This window comes from Tenacibaculum sp. IMCC1 (assembly GCF_054906355.1).
Window position 1 is genome coordinate 591,050 of record NZ_CM142818.1, and the last position, 23,337, is coordinate 614,386.

The 23,337-nt window shown below is 32.3% G+C and carries 24 protein-coding genes and 1 other RNA gene; 14 read left to right on the plus strand and 11 right to left on the minus strand.

Annotated features, from left to right (window positions below; all coding sequences use genetic code 11):
- The first annotated feature begins 43 nt into the window (after nt 1-43).
- Entirely contained in the window at nt 44-1,231 is a 1,188-nt protein-coding gene (locus tag ACXIHB_RS02830; protein ID WP_462098840.1) for a lipoprotein N-acyltransferase Lnb domain-containing protein, read from the plus strand.
- Here ACXIHB_RS02830 and aroQ read toward each other — a convergent pair.
- The 3 genes from aroQ to ACXIHB_RS02845 all read right to left on the minus strand — a co-directional run bounded on the left by aroQ (nt 1,208) and on the right by ACXIHB_RS02845 (nt 2,928).
- The gene (aroQ, locus tag ACXIHB_RS02835) at nt 1,208-1,624 is read right to left on the minus strand and encodes a type II 3-dehydroquinate dehydratase (RefSeq protein ID WP_349264776.1); all 417 of its coding nucleotides are present in this window, start codon (nt 1,622-1,624) and stop codon (nt 1,208-1,210) included. The two genes, ACXIHB_RS02830 and aroQ, sit on opposite strands and share 24 nt — an antisense overlap.
- 97 nt (nt 1,625-1,721) lie before the next feature.
- Nucleotides 1,722-2,195, minus strand: coding sequence for an outer membrane beta-barrel protein (locus ACXIHB_RS02840; protein WP_159614986.1), 474 nt, complete (start codon nt 2,193-2,195; stop codon nt 1,722-1,724).
- A 211-nt stretch (nt 2,196-2,406) separates the two neighbouring features.
- Nucleotides 2,407-2,928 carry a hypothetical protein gene (locus tag ACXIHB_RS02845; protein ID WP_462098841.1) on the minus strand — a complete coding sequence of 174 codons (522 nt, stop codon included), beginning with the start codon at nt 2,926-2,928 and terminating at the stop codon, nt 2,407-2,409.
- Nucleotides 2,929-3,025: 97 nt separating this feature from the next.
- On the opposite strand from ACXIHB_RS02845, the gene ACXIHB_RS02850 reads away from it, so the two are divergent.
- Nucleotides 3,026-3,955 (plus strand): site-specific tyrosine recombinase, encoded by a 930-nt coding sequence (locus tag ACXIHB_RS02850; protein WP_462098842.1) that lies wholly within the window; start codon nt 3,026-3,028, stop codon nt 3,953-3,955.
- A gap of 20 nt (nt 3,956-3,975) precedes the next feature.
- On the opposite strand, the gene ffs is transcribed toward ACXIHB_RS02850, so the two are convergent.
- An RNA gene (ffs, locus tag ACXIHB_RS02855) (signal recognition particle sRNA small type) lies at nt 3,976-4,074 on the minus strand.
- 176 nt (nt 4,075-4,250) lie between these two features.
- Here ffs and ACXIHB_RS02860 point away from each other — a divergent pair.
- The 4 genes from ACXIHB_RS02860 (at nt 4,251) to ACXIHB_RS02875 (ending at nt 9,380) form a co-directional block, all read left to right on the plus strand.
- Nucleotides 4,251-4,772, plus strand: a complete 522-nt coding sequence (locus tag ACXIHB_RS02860; protein ID WP_159491031.1) for a DUF4199 domain-containing protein — start codon at nt 4,251-4,253, stop codon at nt 4,770-4,772.
- Between the two features lie 79 nt (nt 4,773-4,851).
- Nucleotides 4,852-5,808, plus strand: a complete 957-nt coding sequence (locus ACXIHB_RS02865) for a glycosyltransferase family 2 protein (RefSeq protein WP_462098843.1) — start codon at nt 4,852-4,854, stop codon at nt 5,806-5,808.
- Nucleotides 5,809-5,841: 33 nt separating this feature from the next.
- Complete coding sequence (locus ACXIHB_RS02870) at nt 5,842-7,551, plus strand: phospho-sugar mutase (RefSeq protein WP_462098844.1); 1,710 nt, start codon at nt 5,842-5,844, stop codon at nt 7,549-7,551.
- Nucleotides 7,551-9,380, plus strand: a complete 1,830-nt coding sequence (locus tag ACXIHB_RS02875) for an ABC transporter ATP-binding protein (protein WP_462098845.1) — start codon at nt 7,551-7,553, stop codon at nt 9,378-9,380. The genes ACXIHB_RS02870 and ACXIHB_RS02875 overlap by 1 nt, the downstream gene beginning before the upstream one ends.
- A 38-nt stretch (nt 9,381-9,418) precedes the next feature.
- Here the strand turns inward: ACXIHB_RS02875 and ACXIHB_RS02880 are convergent, their stop codons facing one another.
- Both ACXIHB_RS02880 and ACXIHB_RS02885 read right to left on the minus strand, forming a co-directional pair.
- On the minus strand, nt 9,419-10,843 hold the full coding sequence (locus ACXIHB_RS02880; protein WP_462098846.1) for a CCA tRNA nucleotidyltransferase: 1,425 nt from the start codon (nt 10,841-10,843) through the stop codon (nt 9,419-9,421).
- Nucleotides 10,844-10,848: 5 nt separating this feature from the next.
- The gene (locus tag ACXIHB_RS02885; protein WP_462098847.1) at nt 10,849-11,400 is read right to left on the minus strand and encodes an L-threonylcarbamoyladenylate synthase; all 552 of its coding nucleotides are present in this window, start codon (nt 11,398-11,400) and stop codon (nt 10,849-10,851) included.
- A gap of 57 nt (nt 11,401-11,457) precedes the next feature.
- Here ACXIHB_RS02885 and ACXIHB_RS02890 point away from each other — a divergent pair, with 57 nt between their 5' ends.
- Nucleotides 11,458-12,438, plus strand: a complete 981-nt coding sequence (locus ACXIHB_RS02890; RefSeq protein ID WP_159614996.1) for a polysaccharide pyruvyl transferase family protein — start codon at nt 11,458-11,460, stop codon at nt 12,436-12,438.
- Here ACXIHB_RS02890 and ACXIHB_RS02895 read toward each other — a convergent pair.
- Nucleotides 12,425-13,183, minus strand: coding sequence for a glycosyltransferase family 32 protein (locus tag ACXIHB_RS02895; protein WP_462098848.1), 759 nt, complete (start codon nt 13,181-13,183; stop codon nt 12,425-12,427). The two genes, ACXIHB_RS02890 and ACXIHB_RS02895, sit on opposite strands and share 14 nt — an antisense overlap.
- Nucleotides 13,184-13,230: 47 nt before the next feature.
- Between ACXIHB_RS02895 and ACXIHB_RS02900 the strand changes: the two genes are divergently transcribed.
- On the plus strand, nt 13,231-13,992 hold the full coding sequence (locus ACXIHB_RS02900) for a glycosyltransferase family 2 protein (RefSeq protein ID WP_462098849.1): 762 nt from the start codon (nt 13,231-13,233) through the stop codon (nt 13,990-13,992).
- Nucleotides 13,993-14,024: 32 nt separating this feature from the next.
- Here the strand turns inward: ACXIHB_RS02900 and ACXIHB_RS02905 are convergent, their stop codons facing one another.
- Entirely contained in the window at nt 14,025-14,840 is an 816-nt protein-coding gene (locus ACXIHB_RS02905; RefSeq protein ID WP_349264769.1) for a 2,3,4,5-tetrahydropyridine-2,6-dicarboxylate N-succinyltransferase, read from the minus strand.
- A 119-nt stretch (nt 14,841-14,959) separates the two neighbouring features.
- Between ACXIHB_RS02905 and ruvX the strand changes: the two genes are divergently transcribed.
- From ruvX to ACXIHB_RS02935, 6 genes are all read left to right on the plus strand, one after another.
- Nucleotides 14,960-15,370 (plus strand): Holliday junction resolvase RuvX, encoded by a 411-nt coding sequence (gene ruvX, locus ACXIHB_RS02910; protein WP_462098850.1) that lies wholly within the window; start codon nt 14,960-14,962, stop codon nt 15,368-15,370.
- A gap of 54 nt (nt 15,371-15,424) precedes the next feature.
- Nucleotides 15,425-16,009 (plus strand): peptide deformylase, encoded by a 585-nt coding sequence (gene def / locus ACXIHB_RS02915; RefSeq protein ID WP_073183938.1) that lies wholly within the window; start codon nt 15,425-15,427, stop codon nt 16,007-16,009.
- A 26-nt stretch (nt 16,010-16,035) separates the two neighbouring features.
- Entirely contained in the window at nt 16,036-16,458 is a 423-nt protein-coding gene (locus ACXIHB_RS02920; RefSeq protein WP_047788730.1) for a DUF5606 family protein, read from the plus strand.
- A 3-nt stretch (nt 16,459-16,461) separates the two neighbouring features.
- Nucleotides 16,462-17,241: a nucleoside triphosphate pyrophosphohydrolase gene (mazG, locus tag ACXIHB_RS02925; RefSeq protein WP_047788729.1), complete on the plus strand. Its 780-nt coding sequence runs from the start codon at nt 16,462-16,464 to the stop codon at nt 17,239-17,241.
- Nucleotides 17,242-18,451: 1,210 nt separating this feature from the next.
- Nucleotides 18,452-19,177, plus strand: a complete 726-nt coding sequence (locus ACXIHB_RS02930; protein ID WP_462098851.1) for a (S)-benzoin forming benzil reductase — start codon at nt 18,452-18,454, stop codon at nt 19,175-19,177.
- A gap of 116 nt (nt 19,178-19,293) precedes the next feature.
- On the plus strand, nt 19,294-19,788 hold the full coding sequence (locus tag ACXIHB_RS02935) for a hypothetical protein (RefSeq protein ID WP_281979241.1): 495 nt from the start codon (nt 19,294-19,296) through the stop codon (nt 19,786-19,788).
- Between the two features lie 48 nt (nt 19,789-19,836).
- Here ACXIHB_RS02935 and priA read toward each other — a convergent pair whose 3' ends face one another.
- The 3 genes from priA to ACXIHB_RS02950 form a co-directional block, all read right to left on the minus strand.
- Nucleotides 19,837-22,281, minus strand: a complete 2,445-nt coding sequence (gene priA, locus ACXIHB_RS02940) for a replication restart helicase PriA (RefSeq protein ID WP_462098852.1) — start codon at nt 22,279-22,281, stop codon at nt 19,837-19,839.
- Nucleotides 22,281-22,991, minus strand: a complete 711-nt coding sequence (locus tag ACXIHB_RS02945) for a hypothetical protein (RefSeq protein WP_437824730.1) — start codon at nt 22,989-22,991, stop codon at nt 22,281-22,283. The genes priA and ACXIHB_RS02945 overlap by 1 nt, the downstream gene beginning before the upstream one ends.
- 107 nt (nt 22,992-23,098) lie before the next feature.
- Nucleotides 23,099-23,320, minus strand: coding sequence for a VF530 family protein (locus tag ACXIHB_RS02950; RefSeq protein WP_173360259.1), 222 nt, complete (start codon nt 23,318-23,320; stop codon nt 23,099-23,101).
- Nucleotides 23,321-23,337 lie beyond the last annotated feature (17 nt).

Here is a 23,337-nt window from a genome sequence, read left to right on the forward strand (position 1 = left end):
ATGATATTTGTATAAACACCAACAATAACCCTCTCAGGTCCTTATGATGATAAAAAAACATGTATTTCTTTTACTTTGTTTAGTAGTTATTAATCTAGGTTTTTCTCAAAGAGTTAATACTTTAGGTTTATCTAAGTTTTCTCAAATCAGTATCATTACTTCTGGTCCTGGAGAAGCTTTATACGAGAAATTTGGACACACAGCTATTCGTGTAAAAGATCCTGTTTTACAGTTAGATTTACTCTACAACTATGGTATTTTTGATTTTGACGACCCTAACTTTTATGTAAACTTTACTAAAGGTTATATGAAGTATAAATTAGCTCGTTATCCGTTTCATTTATCTTTAAAAAGTGCTCAACAAGACAATCGTTGGGTTAAAGAGCAAATTTTAAATTTAACACAGCAACAAAGAAATGAGTTCTTTCATTTATTAGAAACAAATGTTCTACCTGAAAATGCAAGCTATTTTTACGATCCTTTTTTCGATAACTGTGCTACAAGACCGCGTGATATAATTCAAAAAGTTACAGGGAATAACTTAGTTATTAATGATGATTTTGTTACTAAAAAACAATCTCTAAGACAATTAATGAACAAAGAAATCAATCCGAACACTTGGGGTAGTTTAGGAATTAATATTGCACTGGGAAGTAAATTAGATAAAATTGCAACATCTTTAGAATATTTATATCTGCCCGATTATGTTTTTGAAGCTTTAAAAGCATCTAGGGTAATTAAAGGTGAAAAAGAAGAAAACTTAGTACAAAAAACTAATATTTTGCTCGATTTTAAAGAGAAAGAATCAAAAAGTGATGCTCTTAGTCCGTTTTTAATTATTTTATTATTCTCTCTACTGGGATTATTTATTACTTATAAAGACATTAAAAACTCTAAAAGAAGTAAATGGCTTGATTTTGTTTTATTTTTCACCACAGGAACTTTAGGATTGTTAATTGTGTTCTTATGGTTCTTTACCAATCACTCCACAGCTCCAAATAACTTTAACTTTTTATGGGCGTTTGCTCCAAATCTTATCATAGCTTTTTTCTTGTTAAAAAAAGAACCTCCTATTTGGGTTTATAAATACTGTCTAGTTCTATTATTTTTTTTAATAATTATACCATTTGTATGGTTAACTAAAGTACAGTTATATACCTACCCTATGATTCCTTTATTTGTATTTTTAGGAATACGTTATTGGTATTTACAAAAAACTTTGAAGCGCTAATTCATACCCTTTCAAGCCAAAACCAAAAATAACTCCTTTTGCATTTGGAGCTATATAACTTACATGACGAAACTCTTCACGAGCATGTATATTAGATATATGTACTTCAACCACAGGAGTTTCTATACCTTTTACAGCGTCGCCAATACCAACAGAAGTATGGGTATAAGCTGCTGCATTTAGAATAATACCATTATAATCAAAACCAACTTCATGCAGTTTATCTATTATTTCTCCTTCAATATTCGACTGAAAATATTCTAACTGAATATCTACATATTTATTTTTTAATTCTTTCAAATAGTCCTCAAAAGTGCTTGCTCCATAAATAGTTGGTTCACGCTTCCCTAATAAATTCAAATTAGGCCCATTAATTATGATTACTTTTTTCATTCTTAATATTTTCTAAAGTAAAAATACTCTTTTTAACTTTTAAGCATAAAAAAAGGAAGCAAATTTGCTTCCTTTTTTCTTATTGTAAAGTTTATTACTATAAAGAGAAAGAATAAGTTCCTCCAATACCTACAGTAGAAGCAGTACCTCCATCTAAAGAAACACCAGTGTAATCTACATGTAAATTAATTTTTTCAGTTACTTGGTAACCTACCATTGGTCTGTAGTAAAAACCACTTTCCGTATTTCCTGAAGGTCTTACACCAATACCATACCCTAAATCAGCTCCTACTGAAAATTTATCAGCAAAGCTATAACGAGCTGCAGCAGCTACTGGTAAAAAAGCATAATCAGCTCCTTCTTGTTGAAAATGTAAATAAGACACAGATGGACCTACCTTAAATTTCTCATCAACTTTAAATAGATAATTAGCTTCAATTGCTCCAGTAACGTTAGCATTTTCAGAGTCACCTACAGGTAAACCGATAGTACCACCAACGTTTAATTCTGTTTCTTGTGCATTAACAGCTAAACCGAAAGCCATCATAGCAACTACTAAAAATTTTTTCATAATTTTTGTTTTATAAGTTTTGTTTTGAGCCGGCAAATATACATTTAATTAAGAATCTAGTTGCTCTTTTTTTTAATAAAAAAGAGGCTAAAATAGCCCCTCTTACTTAAAGCACTAAAAACAAAAAAGTTAACTAAAAAAAATATTCTTTTAGCATAAAAAAAGGGAGTACAATTACCCCCTTTTCATTAATATATTCTATAAGTTTTATTTAGAAATGTAAAGCAAACCCTACATTAAATTGGAATGTGTTAATATCTTCTGTATCACCTAAACCTAAGTTATATCTTAAACCTGGTTCTATACTTACCATATCTCCTAAGAAAATAGCATAACCTGCTTGAAATCCTAAATATGATGCATCATAAGTATCATAAGAAGCTCCTGAATAATCAATTTGTACTGGAATCATACTAGAAATGTAATATTTTGCTCCGATTTTGTAAGAAAAAGCATCGTCATTACCTCTATCATTGTACCCTAATCCTAATTTAATTGCTAAATCATCCATAATGAAATAACCTGCTTCAGCTCCAATTCCCCAAGTTGTAGTTGATCCAGATGGTGTATCTCTATTAGATAATTGGAATCCTGTAGCAGCTTCATGAGCAGCTCCAAATCCTGTGTTACCTTCTACTAACCACTTCCCTTTTGCTGTTTGTCCATTAGCTTCTTGTGCATTAGCTGTAAAACTAGCAGCTACCATAGCAATTACTACTAATAATTTTTTCATAATTTTTAAATTTATAATTTTAAGTTTGTGCTGCAAAAATAATTTTATTTTTATTTTTAACAATGTCTTTTTCTAAAAAAAAAAACCTCTTTTTATAATGAACTGGAAACAAGCTATATCTGATTATACTAACTTTTTAAAAATCGAAAGAGGGCTTTCAAAAAACTCTATAGATAGTTATAAAAGAGATGTAAATAAGCTTTTTTTATTTGTTGATAATCTAGAAAACTCCCCTTCTCCAATTCATATAACTGCAGAAACTATTCAGCAATTCATCTATGAAACTAGCAAAAGTATCAATGCTCGTAGTCAAGCTAGATTAATTTCAGGTTTACGTAGCTTTTTTGATTTTTTGATATTTGAAGATTATCGAGAAGACAACCCTACTGATTTAGTAGAAAGCCCTAACATTATTAAAAAATTACCTGATACTTTAGAAAAAGAAGATATAGATAAATTAATAGCTGCTATCGATTTAAGTCATCCACAAGGAGAACGCAACAAGACTATTATTGAAACTATTTATAGTTGTGGTCTTCGTGTGAGTGAATTGATTAATTTACAATTATCCGATTTATTCTTCGACGAAGGATATATACGCATACTAGGAAAAGGAAATAAATATCGTTTTGTTCCAATTCACATTACAACAATTCATAGACTTAGCTTTTATATTAATGAAATCAGGTCTCAAATTACTCCAAAAAAAGAAGATGAAGACACTGTTTTCTTAAATAGAAGAGGAAAACGTTTAACTAGACAAATGATTTTTATAATTCTAAAAGAGTTAGCCCAAAAAATCAATCTTCAAAAAAGTATTGGTCCACATACATTAAGGCATTCTTTTGCCACCTATTTACTTAAGAATGGAGCTGATTTACGTGTTATTCAACAATTATTAGGACATGAAAGCATTACAACTACAGAGATTTATGTGCATTTAGACACTAGTTTTCTCAAAAAAGTAGTAGAAGATCATCACCCTAGAAGTGATAAGAAAATGAAAAACGAAGAAGAGGAGGAATAAACGAAACTATTGGATACAAAAAAAGGCAAGCTACCTACATCACACCGCTACGACCTAATACCCTTGCTGCGTTCCCGCCCTGGGGGATTCAAAGGGAGCTGGTTGTGTAGGACTTGCCGATGCAAATTTACAACCATTTTTTCGTAAAAAACAACAAAATTTCAATAAAAAAACTGTAACATTTCTAAGTTTTTGAATACTAATAGTTTGTTGTTTTTATTTTTTGCTTTTACCAGTATTAAATAAACGTAATATTAAAAAAGAATATATTTGTATCACTAACTAAATTCACACAATGGAAAATCAAACAAACAGCAAAAACATTATTTTAAACTATGGTTTATATTTAGGAATTATCGGAGTTTTTATTCATTTAGTATTTTATGCTACTGGAACCTTAATTAAATTTGGATGGTTAAATGGAATAATCAGTTTTTTAGCAATGATTGCTCTTATCATTTTAGGCATCAAAAAGTTTAAAACTGATAACAATGGTTTTTTAACTTTTGGTCAAGCTTTAAAAGTTGGTGTTGGTATAGCAGTAATTAGTGCTGTAATTTCAACTATCTATACATTAATATTCACCAATATTATAGAACCTGACTTTCAAGCACAAATGATGGAAATCCAAAAACAAGGTTGGATAGATGCTGGTATGACAGACGAACAAGTAGAAGCCTCTGAAGCCATGGCTGAAAAGTTTAATAGCCCTGTAATCACAGCACCTTTAGCTTTAGTTATTTCAGCTTTTTTTGGATTTATTATTTCTGCCATCGGAGGAGCTATCATGAAAAAAACAGAAGAAAATCAATATTAAAATAGTTTAAAGTAGTAAAAGTTTTACATAAAAGTAATACTTCGTAACTTTACCTTTTTTTTAACATCGAATAAAATATATGGATATATCGGTAGTAATACCACTTCTTAACGAAGAAGAATCTTTACCAGAATTATATGATTGGATTGCAAAAGTTATGCAATCCAATCAATTTTTATATGAACTTATCTTTATTGACGATGGTAGTACTGATAATTCATGGAAAATAATACATGAGTTATCGCAACAACACCAAGAAGTAAAAGGCTTACGATTCCAGAAAAATTATGGAAAATCCCAAGCCTTAGACGCTGGTTTTGGCTTAGTACAAGGGCGCGTTGTAATTACCATGGATGCCGATTTACAAGACAGTCCGGATGAAATTCCTGAACTATACCGTTTAATCACTGAAGATAATTTTGATTTAATTTCTGGATGGAAGAGAAAACGCTATGACAATGTAGTCACTAAAAATATTCCATCTAAGCTATTCAATTGGGCAGCACGTAAAACATCAGGGTTAAAATTACATGATTTTAACTGCGGACTAAAAGCTTATAAAAATGAAGTAGTGAAAGCTGTAAAAGTAAGTGGTGAAATGCACAGATACATTCCTGTGCTAGCTAAAAATGAAGGATTCAACCGTATTGATGAAAAGATAGTACAGCATCAAGCTAGAAAATATGGAGAGACAAAATTTGGTATGGATCGCTTTGTAAATGGATTTTTAGACTTAATTACCATTTCATTTTTATCTAAATTTGGAAAACGTCCTATGCACTTTTTTGGCTTGTGGGGAACGTTAATGTTCATCTTTGGTTTCCTTTCAGCCTTTTATATTGGAGCGATGAAAATTTACCATCTCTCTACAGGTACCAAAACAATACTTGTTACCAGTAACCCTTGGTTTTACATTGCCTTAACCTCTATGGTTTTAGGTACACTTTTATTTTTAGCAGGCTTTTTAGGTGAGCTGATTATTAAGAGTAATCCGCAACAAAAACATTATACAATCAAAGAAAAACTGAACTTTTAAACCCGTATCTTTGTATGTTTTTAAATTTTACACATGAAAGAGATTTTAAACAACGCTAAACAATGGCTTTCTGACACTTTCGATTCAGAAACACAACAAGAAATTCAGCAATTAATCAGCTCTAGTGCTGAGGATTTAGTTGATCGTTTTTATAAAAACCTAGAATTCGGAACGGGTGGAATGCGTGGAGTTGTAGGTGCAGGTACTAACCGAATTAATAAATATACCTTAGGAAAGGCTACCCAAGGGTTAAGTAATTACTTACATAAAACATACCCTAATAAAGCGTTAAAAGTAGCTATCGGTTATGATTGCCGTCATGATAGTGAATGGTTAGCAAAGGTGGTTACCGATGTATTATCAGCAAATAACATTCAAGTATTTTTATTTGAAGATATGCGTCCAACTCCAGAATTGTCTTTCGCTGTAAATTACTTAGGGTGTGATGCTGGAATTGTTTTAACAGCTTCTCATAACCCACCAGAATATAACGGATATAAAGTATATTGGAATGATGGCGGACAAATAGTACCTCCACAAGATACAGAAATCATTAATGAAGTAAATTCGTTAGCTTTTTCTGAAATCAATTTCAATACGAAAGAAGAATTAATTACTTCTATAGGAAGTGAAATAGATGAAGCTTTTTGGAAAGCTTCCTTAGCCAATGGTACTTTTGATATAAAAGGACGTGAAGATTTAAAAATTGTATTTACTTCATTACACGGAACTTCAATCAAATTAATTCCTGAAGTTTTAAAACGTGCGGGATATACACAGGTTCATATTGTTGAAGAACAAGCCATTCCTGATGGTGATTTTTCTACGGTTGAATCTCCAAATCCTGAAGAACCAGCAGCTCTTAAAATGGCCGTAGATTTGGCTAATAAAATTGACGCCGATATTGTTTTAGGAACTGATCCAGATTCAGATAGAATTGGAATAGCAGTAAGAGATATAGATGGAAACATGACCTTGTTAAACGGAAATCAAACCATGAGTATGATGACCGATTTCTTAATCAACGATTGGAAAAAACGAGGAAAACTAAACGGAAAGCAATTCGTAGGTTCTACGATAGTTTCTACTAATTTGGTCAATGAAATCGCCGATTCTTATGGAGTTGAAACTAAAGTTGGTTTAACAGGTTTCAAATGGATTGCTAAAATGATCAAAGATCACCCAGATCTTAATTTTATTGGTGGTGGCGAAGAGAGTTTTGGCTATATGGTAGGTGACTTTGTTCGCGATAAAGATGCAGTTACCTCTGCCCTACTTGCTTGTGAAATTGCAGCTAATGCAAAAGCTAATAATAGTTCTTTTTATAAAGAATTATTAAACTTATACACACGTCATCATTTATACAAAGAACATTTGATTTCTTTAGTAAAAAAGGGAATGGATGGTGCGCAACAAATCAAACAAATGATGATTGATTTACGCAACAATCCATTAATTGAAATAGATGGTACTAAAGTTGAATATTTGTATGATTATCAATCTTCAATAAGAAAAAACTTACTAACTGGTGAAGAAACTGTAATTGATATTCCTAAATCAAATGTATTAATCTATCAAACCCAAGACGGAACAAAAATTGCCGCTCGCCCAAGTGGTACTGAACCAAAGATTAAATTCTACTTTAGCGTTAACAGTAAATTAAATGATATTTCCAATGCTAAGGCAGTAGAAGAAGAGCTAAACACCAAAATACAACGAATTATTAAACAACTAAATTTCTAGTGAGTAGTTTTAAAAAAATAGTAAACTTTGCCAAACCGTATAAAAAATATGCTTTTTTAAACATATTTTTTAATGTACTATATGCTATATTTAATGTCCTATCAGTATTAGCTTTTATTCCTGTTTTAGGAATTTTATTTGGTAAAGAAGAAATCGTAACAAGCCAACCTAGTTATAGTGGAATAACCTCTATATATGATTATGTGCAAGGTAGCCTTAATTATAAAATATCTCAAATGATTGAGAGTGGCGGTTCAGAAAAGGCATTGCTTTTTGTTAGTTTAACAACTTTATTCTTGTTTTTCTTTAAAAACCTTTTTAGATATCTTGCTTCTTATACGTTGGTTTTTTTACAAACAAATACGATAAAAGATATTCAATCTTCTATGTTTGCTAAGTATATTTCACTACCAATTTCATTTTTTTCAGAAAAAAGAAAAGGAGATGCTATAGCAAGAATTACATCAGATGTTCACACAATACAATTTACCTATCTTTCTTCTTTTGAAACTATTGTTAGAGAGCCATTAACTATTGTTTTTACTTTAATTTCCATGTTTGCTATTAGTGTTAAGCTTACACTTTTTGTATTTCTACTATTACCAATTTCTGGTTTTATTATTTCTACAGCTAGTAAAAAACTAAAAGCATCATCTTCTAATTTTCAGAAGGAAAACGGGTATTTTTTATCCATTGTTGACGAAGCCTTAGGAGGATTAAAAATAATAAAAAGTTTTACTGCTGAAAGAGCTATTAATTCTAAAGTAGGAAAATCTATTAATAATCTTTTTGGCTTAATGACAAGCCTGAAACACCGACAAATGATAGCTTCACCTTTAAGTGAATTTCTAGGTACAGTAACTATTGTTGCTATTCTTTGGTTTGGAGGAAAACTTGTTCTTGCAAACAATAGCACTTTACAGCCTCAAGAATTTTTTGGTTATATAGGTTTATTTTATTTAATTCTAAACCCTGCTAAAGCTATTTCAACAGCTATGTATGGAATTCAGCAAGGAAGTGCTTCTGCTGATAGAATTTTTGAGATTTTAGAAACCAAAAACCCTATTGAGGATACAGTTAATGCTATTGATAAAACATCTTTTGATACTGAAATAGAGTTTAAAAATATTTCTTTTAAATATCAAGATGATTACGTTTTACAAAACTTCTCCTTGAAAATTCCTAAGGGAAAAACCGTTGCACTTGTTGGCCAATCAGGAAGTGGAAAATCGACATTAGCTAATTTAATCACTCGCTTTTACGACGTTGATTCTGGAGAAATTCTTATTGACGGAATTAACATAAAAAATATAAAAAAAGAATCTCTACGTGATTTAATGGGAATGGTAACACAAGACTCAATCCTTTTTAATGACTCCGTTAAAAATAATATTCTTTTAGGCAAAGAAAACACTACTGAAGAGGAAGTGATTAAAGCTTCAAACGTAGCGAATGCTCATGAGTTTATAAAAAATTTACCGAGCAAGTATGATACTAATATTGGTGATGGAGGAAACATGCTTTCTGGTGGACAAAAACAACGTTTAAGTATTGCTAGAGCTGTATTAAAAAACCCTCCAATTATGATTTTAGATGAAGCCACCTCTGCTTTAGATACTGAAAGCGAACAGTTAGTTCAACAAGCCTTGGATAAAATGATGGAACACCGTACCTCTTTAGTTATTGCTCATAGACTATCAACCATTCAAAAGGCTGACAATATCGTTGTTCTTAGAAAAGGAAAAATAGTAGAGCAAGGAAAACACGAAGAATTACTCGATAGAAATGGAGAATATTTCAAACTCGTATCCATGCAATCGTTAGGATAATAAAAAAAAGAGAAGCAAAATTGCTTCTCTTTTTTTTATTATTGATTTGTTTTTAATCCTAACTGTACTCCTTTTTCCAACATAAACTGGTAAGAAGCCTCGTGTTCATTAGGTATTTTGCCATCTAAAATGGCTTCTTTAATCGCTTCTTTTATCTGACCTATTTCTCTACAAGGCTGCAAATTGAAAGCTTCCATTATTTCTTCTCCTGTAATTGGAGGTTGAAAATTACGCACTCTATCACGTTCTTCTACTTCTTTAATTTTTTGACGAACAATCTCAAAATTCTTGTGATAACGCTTAAACTTCTTTGGGTTTTTCGTTGTAATATCTGCTTCGCATAATGTCATTAAAGACTCTACATCATCTCCTGCATCGAAAATTAAACGACGTACAGCAGAGTCTGTCACTTCACTCGCTAAAACAATCGGACGAGAGCTCAACATCACCATTTTTTGAACAAATTTCATCTTATTGTTCAATGGCATTTTTAAACGTTTAAATAACTTATATACCATCTTCGATCCCACAAATTCATGAGAATGGAACGTCCAACCTATTTTTTTGTGATAACGTTTCGTTGGCGCTTTACCTATGTCGTGCAACAATGCTGCCCAACGAAGCCAAACATCCTCCGTATTCTCAGCAATATTATCAACCACTTCTAAGGTATGGTAAAAATTATCTTTGTGCTTTTGTCCCTCTACCTCTTCTACCCCTTTTAAAGCAGTTAATTCAGGAATAATTCGATCTAATAAGCCTGTTTTTTCAAGTAACAAGAATCCAGTTGATGGCACCGGAGCTTCCAAAATTTTATTCAGTTCAACCACAATGCGCTCACGAGTAATAATTTCAATTCTCGAAGCATTTTTTGTTATTGCATTTAATGATTGTTCTTCTATTTCAAAATTTAATTGGGTAGCAAAACGAATGGCACGCATCATTCGTAGCGGATCGTCAGAATAGGTAATATCTGGATCTAAGGGAGTTCTAATTATTTTAGCTTCCAGATCAGCCATTCCTCCGAAAGGATCAAGTAACAATCCGAAATCATCTTCATTTAAACTTAATGCTAAAGCATTAATTGTAAAATCTCTCCTATTTTGATCGTCTTCTAAGGTTCCTTCAGAAACTTTAGGGTTTCTACTTTCTTCCGAATATGATTCTTTTCTAGCCCCAACAAATTCTATTTCAATATCTTGAAAACGCAACATAGCTGTTCCGTAAGTCTTAAATACCTGGACTTTTGGCTTATTGGGTAGTAATTCAGCTACTTTTTGTGCTAAATCTATTCCACTTCCAACTGCAACCACATCAACATCTTTGGCTGTACCACGTTGTAAGATAAAGTCACGTACAAAGCCACCGATTACATAACTCTCTAGTTGTAATTCTTTAGCGGCTTGGGATATATATTGAAATATTTCTGCAGAAATTGCTTCCTTAAAATATTGTTTTTGCATACAAACTATTCTCTAATCACAATAACATCGTCACCTTCAATTTTTAAAATAGTTGAAGACTTCTCTGCTACTTTCTCTTGATGCAAATCTACCACATAATCTACATTCTTTAAAATTGCTTCGCTTATTTCTGAAAATGATTTTGGCGTAGGCTCTCCACTTACATTTGCAGAAGTAGAAACAATAGGTTTTCCAAACTCTTTAATTAGCTGAATACAGAACTCATCCTTTGGAATACGAATAGCAACTGTATTGTCTACGGCAATGGTGTTAGCTGCTAATCCTTTTGGGTTATTGTAAATAATAGTAGTAGGTTTTACTGATGTCTTTAAAATTTCCAAAGCTTTTTCAGGAATATTACCTACATGGTTTTGCAACATTTCAATAGAGTCTACCAAAATAATTAGACTCTTCGATTCTTCTCTATTTTTTAATTGATAGATTTTCTTAACAGCTTCTTGGTTAGTTGCATCACAACCCAATCCCCAAACTGTATCAGTTGGATAAAGAATCGTTTTTCCATTAAGTAAGTGGTTCTTTATTTCTATAATCATCATACAAATTTATACTTTAAACTATTACACTACATCAATAAAAAAAGATATTTTTGCTTTATGAGTAAAAATGCACTTTTAGATTATAAAGCCACAGGAGGTTATTTTAATATTGGAGATTATGTTCAAAGTATCGCTGCCAAGCAATACTTTTCGAATATTGACTTACTTCTGAATAGAGAATATTTGAACGATAAAAATATTGAACCTTGTAAATTAATTATGAATGGCTGGTTTATGTATAAAACCAAAAATTGGCCTATATCTCCTAATATTGATCCCTTATTTGTTTCTTTTCATTTAAATGCACATATAGCAGATACTTTATTAAGTAGACAAGAAAACATCACTTATTTAAAACAGTATGAACCTATTGGATGTAGAGACTTTTATACTGTAAATATTTTAAAAAAATATGGTGTTGACTCGTATTATTCTTCTTGTTTAACTACGACTCTTCCTAAGATTGAGGCTCCTAAAACAGATGATATTGTATTTTTCGATGTCCTTTTTAACTTAGATAAAAAATCTTATTATGAGAGAATTCCTAGACACTATTACCGTGATTTAATTAAGTTTAAATTACCTAAGCTTCAAGATCATAAAGAGTATTTAAAATCTATATTTCCTGAAGAAATAGTTAACAATGCTAAGTTTGAAACTGCATTTTATAAAGAAAAAGGAACTACTTCTGAAGATAGGTTTAAAGAAGCGGAGCGCTTGTTAAAAACATTTGCCTCAGCAAAGCTGGTAATAACCTCTAGAATTCACTGTGCGCTGCCTTGTTTAGCAATGGGAACTCCTGTTATTTTTATCATGGGAGGGTTAAATAATTCTTCTGACTTGTCAAGATTGGATGGAATTGTACAGCACTTTAACATGGTTAATCTAGACTCTGAGCTTGATTTAAGTTCGTTAAAAAACTTAAACTTAATTAAACTTGATGAAATAAATTGGGAAAATCCAATTCCTAACCCTACAAATCATCTACAATACACTCAGCACCTAATTGATCGTTGTACTGATTTTACAAAGAATTAATATGATAAAAATTATTCTTATTGATTAAGAATTTAATTCTATTCTTAATTAATAAGGGTAATTTAACTGCTTTTCTTTTAAGGCTATCAACTAAATATGAAAAGCCTTTTTGTTTATTTCCCCAAGAATCTTCCCACCAGTGAATACATACTGTTTCTGGTTTAATACATTCTTGTGTAAACTTTTCATTCCAAGCAAAAGGGAAAAAATACTCCGTTGGCAGCAATAAAACGTCATTTAAATGCTGCTTTTTATACTCTTTCAATCCATAATTCAACAATACTTTCGATACTATTGGTGGACCGCCCATTGCATTAAAATATAAGCGTTGTTTTTCTTCTGTTGCTTTAATACAATCTAAAATGAAACCATTGCCTTTTTCTCCTCCAATAACGGCAGAATTTAATGGATACTTTTCAGACTCTATTGTTCCTTGAAAACCAACAAACGCTTTTTCATTTAATAAATGGTCAAAAGTAGTAACCATTTCTATATCTGTGTCTACATAAATCCCTCCTTCTTTATATATAGAATACAACCGAACATAATCCGTAATAAACGACCATTTTTTTTGTTTATACAATAGTTTTAAAAAAGGTAACTTATCAAAAGGTGTATTGGTTTCATCCCACTTCTTTATGGTATAATCAGGTAGTTTTTCCTCCCAAGAAGCAATACATTTTTTTATTGTTTCATTATACTCACCTTTACCGTACCAACAGAAATGTATAATTTTTGGAATCATTTAATAATTGTATTTTTGACCACACAAATCTACAATAATATTTACACATGAATATAAGTGGTCTCGTAATTACTTTTAATGAAGAAGCAAACATTAAAGATTGTATTATATCTTTAAATAGCGTATGTGACGAAGTAATTATAATTGATTCTTTTAGTTCTGACAAGACTGTTGAAATAGCAGAATCTATGGGAGCTAAAGTTTATTTACAAAAATTCTTAGGAGATGGTCCTCAAAGAGTACATGGGCTTCAATTTTGTAAGAATGATTGGATTCTAAACTTAGATGCTGATGAACGCCTAGATAAAGATAGTTTTGAATTTATTAAGAGTGGAGAGTATTTAAATGAACCTTACGATGCTTATAATTTTAGACGTAAAAACTTTTTAAAAGATCAACCTATTGATTTTGCAGGATGGTATCCATCGTATACTTGTAGGTTTTTTAACAAGCAAACCGCTAAACCTGCAACCACCAAAGTTCATCAAAGCATACAAGCCACCAATTTAAAAACAACCAAACTTCATTTATTACACTATGGTTGGAAGGATTTTCATCAAATTATAGGAAAATATAACTTATATACTACTTGGCAATCGGAAGAATATTTTGAACAAAACAAAAAAGTAAACTTCTTTACCCCTATAGGGCATGGACTGTGGTCTTTTTTACGTTGTTATATTCTTAAGAAAGGTATTTTTCATGGATTAGACGGAATTACATTTTCTATGATGCAAGCCTTTTTTTCTTATATGAAATATGCAAAACTTAGAAAATTATATGAAAACAATAAAAAAGGGAAAATTTAAAATCTTCCCTTTTTTATACTATTTATACGTTCTTAAACCGCTACATCATACTCTCTAAGAGCATCATTTAACGAAGTTTTCTTGTTTGTACTCTCTTTACGTTTACCAATGATTAAAGCACAAGGAACTTGATATTCACCGGCAGCAAACTTCTTCGTGTAACTTCCAGGAATTACTACAGAACGTGCAGGTACTACTCCTTTCATTTCAACTGGCTCATCACCTGTTACATCAATAATTTTAGTACTCATTGTTAATACTACATTCGCACCTAAAACAGCCTCCTTCTCTACTCTAACCCCCTCAACAACAATACAACGAGAACCGATAAAAGCTCCATCTTCAATAATTACTGGTGCTGCTTGTAAAGGCTCTAAAACCCCTCCAATTCCTACTCCACCAGATAAGTGTACGTTTTTACCAATTTGTGCACAAGAACCTACAGTCGCCCAAGTATCGACCATCGTACCTTCATCAACATACGCTCCTATATTCACATAACTAGGCATTAAAATAGTTCCTGCTGAAATATAGGCTCCGTGACGAGCTACAGCATTTGGTACTACACGAATTCCTTTTGCTTCATAACCTCTTTTTAATGGAATTTTATCGTGATACTCAAAAATACCTGCCTCAAACGTTTCCATTTTTTGAATTGGGAAGTATAATACTACTGCTTTCTTTACCCATTCATTTACCTGCCATCCATTGTCCGTTGGTTCCGCAACGCGTAAATCTCCTGCATCTAATAAATCTACTACTTTTCTAATAGCATTAATCGTAGTTTCTTCTTGTAATAACTCGCGGTTATCCCACGCTTTTTCTATAATTGATTGTAATTCTGTCATTTTTCTAAAATATTTTCAGCAAAAATAAAATTGCTTTCCATAATATACTGCGAAGATACATTTTTTAAACAGATATTTCTTCCTTGTTTAATTTAGCTACCTTTGCAAAAACTTATAGAATGGGCAGAATAGTAGCCATAGATTTTGGAAAAAAAAGAACAGGAATTGCGGTAACCGATGAGCTTCAAATTATTGCTTCGGGTTTAACAACTGTAAACACCTCTGAACTTATCACATTTTTAAAAGAGTATACTCAAAAAGAAAATGTTGAACTTTTTTTAGTAGGAAAACCAAAGCAAATGGATAATTCTGATAGTGAAAGTGAAGTTCTTATTCTTCCTTTTCTCGAAAAACTTGAAAAAGCTATTCCTTCTATACCTATAAAACGTGTAGACGAGCGTTTTACCTCTAAAATGGCTTTTCAAACTATGATTGATAGCGGTTTGAAGAAAAAACAACGTCAAAACAAAGCTTTGGTAGACGAAATAAGTGCGACAATCATCTTACAATCGTATTTATATAACAAATAATTTTCTACCCAAAGCATTCTTTGTATTTTTGCGTTCCTAAAAATTAAAAAGTAAATGATTTTACCCATTGTAGCATACGGAGATCCCGTTTTACGTAAAGTAGGAAAAGAAATCGATAAAGACTATCCGCAGTTAGACAAATTAATTGCCGATATGAGAGAAACTATGTACAATGCTAACGGACTTGGTTTAGCAGCTCCTCAAATAGGAAAAGACATCCGTTTGTTTGTTATTGATGCCTCTCCTTTTGCAGAAGATGACGATTTAAGTGAAGAGGAAAAAGAAGTTTTCAAAAACTTTAATCGCGTATTTATCAATGCTAAAATCATTAAAGAAGAAGGTGAGGAATGGGCTTTTAACGAAGGATGTTTAAGTATACCTACTGTTAATGAAGATGTTTTTCGCCAAGAAAAAGTTACTATTGAATACCAAGATGAAAATTTTGAAAAACACACAGAAACGTTAAGCGGATTACCTGCACGTGTTTTTCAACATGAATACGATCATATTGAAGGAGTTTTGTTTACCGACAAACTTTCTTCACTAAAGAAACGATTAATTAAAAAGAAATTAGACAATATTTCTAAGGGGAAAGTAAACGCTGGATATCGCATGCGTTTTCCTAATGCTAAGAGATAATAGTTATACACTAAAAACATTAAGACATGGAATTTAACAAAATTATAGCTGTAACAGGTAAGCCAGGTTTGTATGAGATTTTATCACAAACTAAAACAGGAGTTATCGTAAAATCTATTGTTGACGGTAAACGTTTTCCTATTACTGCAACTCATAACGTAAGCTTATTAGAAAACATTGCTATTTATACGTACGAAGAAGAAGTGCCTTTAGCGCAAGTATTTAAAAATATTGCTGATAAAGAAGATGGTAAAGATGCAATTTCTCACAAAGAAAGTGCTAATAAATTAACGGAGTACTTCGGAGAAGTTTTACCTGGGTTTGATGAAGAACGTGTATACGCTTCAAACATTAAAAAAGTAATTCAGTGGTACAACATTTTAGCGAAAGCTGAATTTGATTTTAGTACGTTAACTGAAGCTGAAGAAACAACTACAGAAGAAGCTTAAATCGTGAATACTCGTAAGCAACAGTTAGCAGCCTTTAATCGATTGTTAGACATCATGGACGATCTTCGTGAGAAGTGCCCATGGGATAAAAAACAAACCTTACAAAGTCTGCGTCATTTAACTATTGAAGAAACTTACGAATTAGCAGATGCTATTTTAGACAACGATTTACAAGAAATAAAAAAAGAATTAGGCGATGTGCTTTTGCACATCGTCTTTTATGCTAAAATAGGTAGCGAAAAACAAGCTTTCGATATTGCTGATGTTGCCAACGCCATCTCAGACAAACTTATCGACCGTCATCCACATATTTATGGTGATGTAGTTGTTGAAAACGAAGAAGACGTTAAGAAAAACTGGGAAAAGCTCAAACTAAAAGAAGGTAATAAATCGGTTTTAGAAGGTGTTCCTAAAAGTTTACCTGCAGTAGTAAAAGCCAATCGTATTCAAGATAAAGTTGCAGGTGTTGGTTTTGATTGGGAAGAACCACATCAAGTGTGGGAAAAGGTTCAAGAAGAGCTTTCTGAATTGAACGACGAAATTAAAAACAACAATCAAGAGAAAATAGAAAAAGAGTTTGGAGACGTGTTGTTCTCCATGATTAACTACGCGCGTTTTATTGGGGTAAACCCCGAAAATGCACTGGAAAAAACCAATAAAAAATTCATCAATCGCTTTCAGTTTTTAGAAGAAGCTGCCAAAAAAGAAGGCAAGCAACTTTCTGACATGACCCTCGCTGAAATGGATGTGCATTGGGAGAATTCGAAAGAATTATTCAAATAGTCATAATTGAAAAAATTCGAAAGAATTCTTCAAATAGTCATAATTAGGAATAAAAACATTTTTAGTAGGCACTAAATACCACTTCTATTAGGCACTAAATATCTTTTCCACTATGCACGAAAAGGCTTTTCCACTATACATATCAAGTTTAATAGTACTTTAGCTCGTTTCGAGTTAAGTTTAGGTTCAATGACCTCCCTACTATGATATTTCCTGTCATTCCGACCGAAGAGAGGAATCTCACACAATGAAGTTCCAAGTACTCTTTAGAGTCACAAACACTCTATTATAAAATTTATCAGTCGTACCTCCTTCGAAATGACAACTAAGAACCCAACCGTCATTGCGAGTGAGAACGAAGCAATCTTTGTATCCTCTAAAAGATAGCCACGTCGTTATCACTCCTCGCTATGACGTTACTCGTCATTCCGAACGCGAGAGAGGAATCTCATCCAATAAAATCCCAAATACTCTTTAGAGTCACAAACAATCAACTATAAGACTTCTCAGTTGTACCTCCTTCGAAAGGACAACTAACAACCCAACCGTCATTGCGAGTGAGAACGAAGCAATCTTTGTATCCACTAAAAGATAGCCACGTCGTTATCACTCCTCGCTATAACGTTACTCGTCATTGCGACCGAAGGGAGAAATCTCAGCCAATAAAGTCACAGATACATTTAGAGTTACAAATATTCGATTATAAGATTTCTCACACTTCGCTATCGCTTGGTTCGAAATGACAACTCTCGAACGTCATTATAAGTACCATAACACACGACACTGTTGTCCGTTGGCACCAGACAGTACTATCCTATGACTTTAGACACTACTGTCTGAAGGTTAAGACAACATCTACATAATATAAAAAGAATAGTAACATCCGCTACCAATTCCTTTAATTGTTACTACTCTCTGCTATGATGTTCCCTGTCATTCCGAACGCGAGAGAGGAATCTCAGCCAATGAAGTTCCAAGTACTCTTTGGAGTCACAAACAATCAACTATAAGATTTCGCAGTTGTACCTCCTTCGAAATGACAACTAACAACCCAACCGTCATTGCGAGTGAGAACGAAGCAATCTTTGTATCCACTAAAAGATAGCCACGTCGTTATTACTCCTCGCTATGACGTTACTCGTCATTGCGACCGAAGGGAGAAATCTCACAATTTAGAGTACAACTACTAATATTTCCTTATTTTTACTCTATGAACATTATCATCATCACCGGAGGAAGTAAAGGAATCGGTAAAGCCTTAGCCGAAAAATACGCACAAGAAAATTACAGAGTATACTCACTATCCAGAAGCATTGTCGATTTGGAAAATGTGGTACAGCTTTCTGTGGATTTATCTGATACCAAAGCCACGCATAACACATTTAAAATGTTATTAGATGAAATTCAGAAATTGGAGGTTTCATCGATTACCTTAGTGAATAATGCAGGAAGACTCGGTACCATAGCGAACTTAGAAAATATTCCTTCGGAAGATATTGCTCAAAGTATTCAACTCAACACCACTACTCCACTTATTTTATCGAGTTTGTTTATCAAAGCTACACAACAGTTAACCTGTAAAAAACAAATAATTAGTATCTCATCTGGAGCAGCCGTAAAACCGTATGAAGGTTGGAGTATTTACTGTACGTCTAAAGCTGCGATTGATATGATGACCAAAACCATTGCTGCAGAACAAAACGAGCTTGAAAATGGCGTAAAATGCAATGCGATTTACCCTGGTGTGGTAGATACCAATATGCAAACTGATATTAGAAGTACCAATGAAAAAGATTTTAAAAACGTACAACGTTTTATCGATTTAAAAGAAAACGACCAGTTGTACACTCCTGAGTACGTTGCTGAAACCATTTTTACCATAGACACCCAAAACAAACTACAAAATGGGGATATTGTGGATATTAGAGAGTTTTAAAAAATAACTTGACTTGATTTTTAACCTAAATTCTACTACTATTCTCTAAAATTTAATGTAAATCACTAAAATGGACTCATATTCTCATAACGAGTTAGCCAAAATATAAACTGTATATGAAAGAATCAATAAAATTATGTTTAGTTTTTTTAGCTTTCATTTCCCTATTTTTTATTCCTTTGGGATATCAAAAAGCTTTATCAGACTATAAATCTTATAAAAACATTGAAGAATATCATAAAATTAAGGTTAAATTAGATTCTTTCCATTTTGGCAGATATAATATTAGAGACAAAGGTTATTATAATTTATTCTATTCAAATGGAAATAAGTTAAAACTACAAAATATAGAAAACCACCTATTGGTTATATCTGAAAACCAACAAAGATTTACTGAATTTGAAAAAATACAAAGAGACTCAATTTACTTATGGGTAAATAAAAAAGCAAAAACAATCTATGCATTAAACAACGAAAAAGCATTAAATAAAAATCTTTTGAAAAAACAATTTCACATTAGTTTATCAGCATTCGTTTTTTCATTATTACTTATTTCTCCTGTAATAATTATGTATATAAAAAATCGTAAAAAAAAATATAAAAACGAATAATATCTAATAGATAAGTATTGAATTAAAACAAACATATTAGCGAAACTTCTAATAAGCATCCACATCCACAATAAAACGGATGGGTCTAAAATCTTTGACGGCTTCAAAGGTATTTTTAATTTTTTGTAGTTGTTCTTTGGTTTTTCCTAAGGATTGCTTTGGTGGAATTTTAATCACCAAATTTTTAATATACTGGTTTCTGATACGAGAAACCGCAGGCGCTGTGGGGCCTAATACATTTTCATGAAACACATTCTGTAAAGCTTTGGCTAACCAGTTAATACCGTTATCAACACGTGTGTAATCTTTGTGTTTTAAGGTAATTTTTATCAAACGATAGTACGGCGGATAATGAAACTGCCAACGATCTTGCAACTGCTCTTTATACATTTCTGTATAATTGTTGGTAGATACCTGCTGTAAAATTTGATGATACGGATTGTAGGTTTGTATCGCTACATTTCCTTGTTTTTTGGTACGTCCTGCCCTACCCGATACTTGCACCATCAACTGAAAAGCACGTTCATGCGCTCTAAAATCAGGAAAGTTGAGCATAGCATCTGCATTTAAGATTCCTACCAACGATACGTTTTCAAAATCTAATCCTTTAGAAAGCATTTGCGTTCCTACCAAAATATCAATTTCTTGCGCTTCAAAAGCCCCAATAATCTTTTGATACCCATATTTACCGCGCGTGGTATCCAAGTCCATTCGTCCAATGTTATGATTCGGAAATAGCTCTTTTAACTCGAGTTCTATTTGCTCCGTTCCAAAACCTTTGGTGTCTAAGGTAGCACTTCCACAAGCGCCACAACTATTCGGCATTGCGCGTTGGTAATGACAATAATGACATTTTAACTCCTTACGGAATTTATGATAGGTTAAACTCACATCACAATTCGGACATTGAGGAGACACCCCACAAGTAGTACACTCAACCACAGGCGAAAATCCACGTCGGTTTTGAAATAAAATAACCTGCTCTTTTTCGTCTAAGGCTTCGGTAATCATTTTTAGTAAACGATCCGAAAAATGACCATTCATTTCCTTTTTTCGATGCTTTTCTTTAATATCTATCAGCTCAATTTTAGGCAATTGAATGTTTCCAAAACGACGGGTTAATTCTATAAATCCGTATTTATTTTGCTCAGCATTAAAATAACTCTCTATTGATGGTGTTGCAGAACCTAACAATACTTTAGCTTGGTGTAAATGACCTAATACTACCGAAGCATCACGAGCATTGTAACGGGGTGACGGTTCAAATTGTTTGTACGACGTTTCGTGCTCTTCATCCACAACAATCAACCCTAAATTTGAAAACGGTAAAAACAACGAAGAACGCGCTCCTAAAATAACCTGCGCTTTCGGTTTGTTTTCTAACACGTTATTCCACACCTCTACCCGTTCGTTCATCGAGTATTTTGAATGGAATACCGAAATAAAGTTTCCAAAATAATTTTGTAAACGGGTAATGATTTGGGTTGTTAAGGCGATTTCTGGTAGTAAAAACAATACCTGTTTTCCTTCAGCAATCACTTCTTTAATTAGTTTTACATAAATTTCTGTCTTACCTGAGCCTGTAACCCCGTGTAATAAACTTACCTGTTGTGTTTCAAAAGAAGTTTTTATTTGATTGAAGGCTTCTTGTTGAAACTTATTCAATTCTTTTATCTGATTCGTTTCTCCTTGATAGTTAATTCGATCGGTTTGAATATGATAAAATTCAAAAATATCTTTCTCTACCAAGGCTTTTAAAACTGCGGAAGAAGCTCCCGACTGTTCTTCTAAATCTTTTGCTTTTATTGGCTTTTTAGCCGCCGCTAATTGAAAATACGTCAATACAGCTTCTCGTTGCCTTTTCGCTCTTGAAAGTTCCTCTAAAAGCGTTTGTAAGCCTTCATTTGAGTTGTAGTTGTTATGTAACCGAACATACTTAACCAGTTTAGGTTTGTATGTTTCGTAAATTTCTTCTTTAATGTAAATTGCGCTCTTCTCTATTAATCCATTAATGATAGGAAGCACGGTTTTCTTTCCTAAAATATCAGCAACTTGATGAATGGTTAACTGTGAATGATGTTGTAAAGCTTCAAAAATTAAAAACTCCTCATCGGTTAGTATTGCTTCCTCTTCAAAGTTTTCATTTTTATAGATGATGGTTTCACTTTCTAACAGAAAAGCGGATGGTAAAGCTGCTCTATACACATCTCCTAACGAACACATATAATAGCTCGAAATCCACTGCCAATGTTTTAACTGTTGTTCCGTTATAATAGGCGTATCATCTAATATTTGATGAATGTCTTTGGCTTCGTATACTTCGGGTGCATTTTGGTGAATGTTAAACACCAATGCGGTATATATCTTACTTTTTCCGAAAGAAACCGCTACACGCATTCCTTTTTTTAAAAAAGAAGCTTCTGCTTCGGTTACCGTATAGGTAAACGTTTTTTGCAACGGAATGGGTAATATGACGTCGATGAAATATGGCATTATTCTACTATTTCTAATGGAGCTGGTGGTGGGGGTGGCGGAAACTCTATTAAATTACCCTTCTTATCAAACAATCTGAAGTCTTTTTCCAATAATATTTGAAGAGGATATACTCTCTTTAAAGAATCTATATTTTTCTTTTGAAAACTATTAATAAAATTAAAATATGATACTGATATAGTATTCAATGCTTTATATACTCTTTCTTTAGATTTTTTAGTTAAATCGCGATACCTAAATAGTATTATACTTCTATCTGGACTATCAGAATATCCATAATCTTTTCCCCAATTTAACAACTGTTTATTTAAATACTCTTCAAAATTTTTAACACTAAGAACTTTTTCATCTTCATGAAAAAAAAGTGTTTTTTCTTCTTTAAAGTCGCCTTCCAATACAATTATATTTTTTTCTTTAATACAAAAAGTTGGCAAATGACACTTTATAAAAAAATTAATATTTAGGGGTATATCATTATTTTGTGTTCTTACATACTGTTTCTTGTGAGTAATCTCCTCATAATACTCGCATTTTTCTATATAGTTTTTGAAACTAATAATTGTATCTAAATCAAAAACAAAAGTTGAGTCTGTATTTTTCTGTGTAGGAAAAACATCTTTCATAGTTAAGGCTTGTTCCTTTACTGTTTTGGAACAAGAAATAATTAGCAGAAATAAAACAGGAAGTATGTAAAAAGTGGGTTTCTTCATCTAACATCAAAACTACACAAAAATGAGTAGACTATAAATACTAAGTTTGTGTATTTAACCTTTAGCTTGTACGGTATTTTATACTAAACTCTAAAGGGTTGTTTGATTTAATTACTTATCATTTCTAAGTACAACCTTTCTACTTTAGCTCTCGCCCAAGGTGTTGTTCTTAAAAATTTTAAACTAGAGGTATAGGTTGGATTCTTTTTAAAGGCATTTATATTCAACATCTCTCCCATTTCTTCCCAACCATATTCCAAGTATAATTCTTCTAACATGGTGGCTAGTTTTATTCCGTGAAGCGGATTGTTTGGTTGTTCTTGACTCATGCTACAAAGGTAAATAT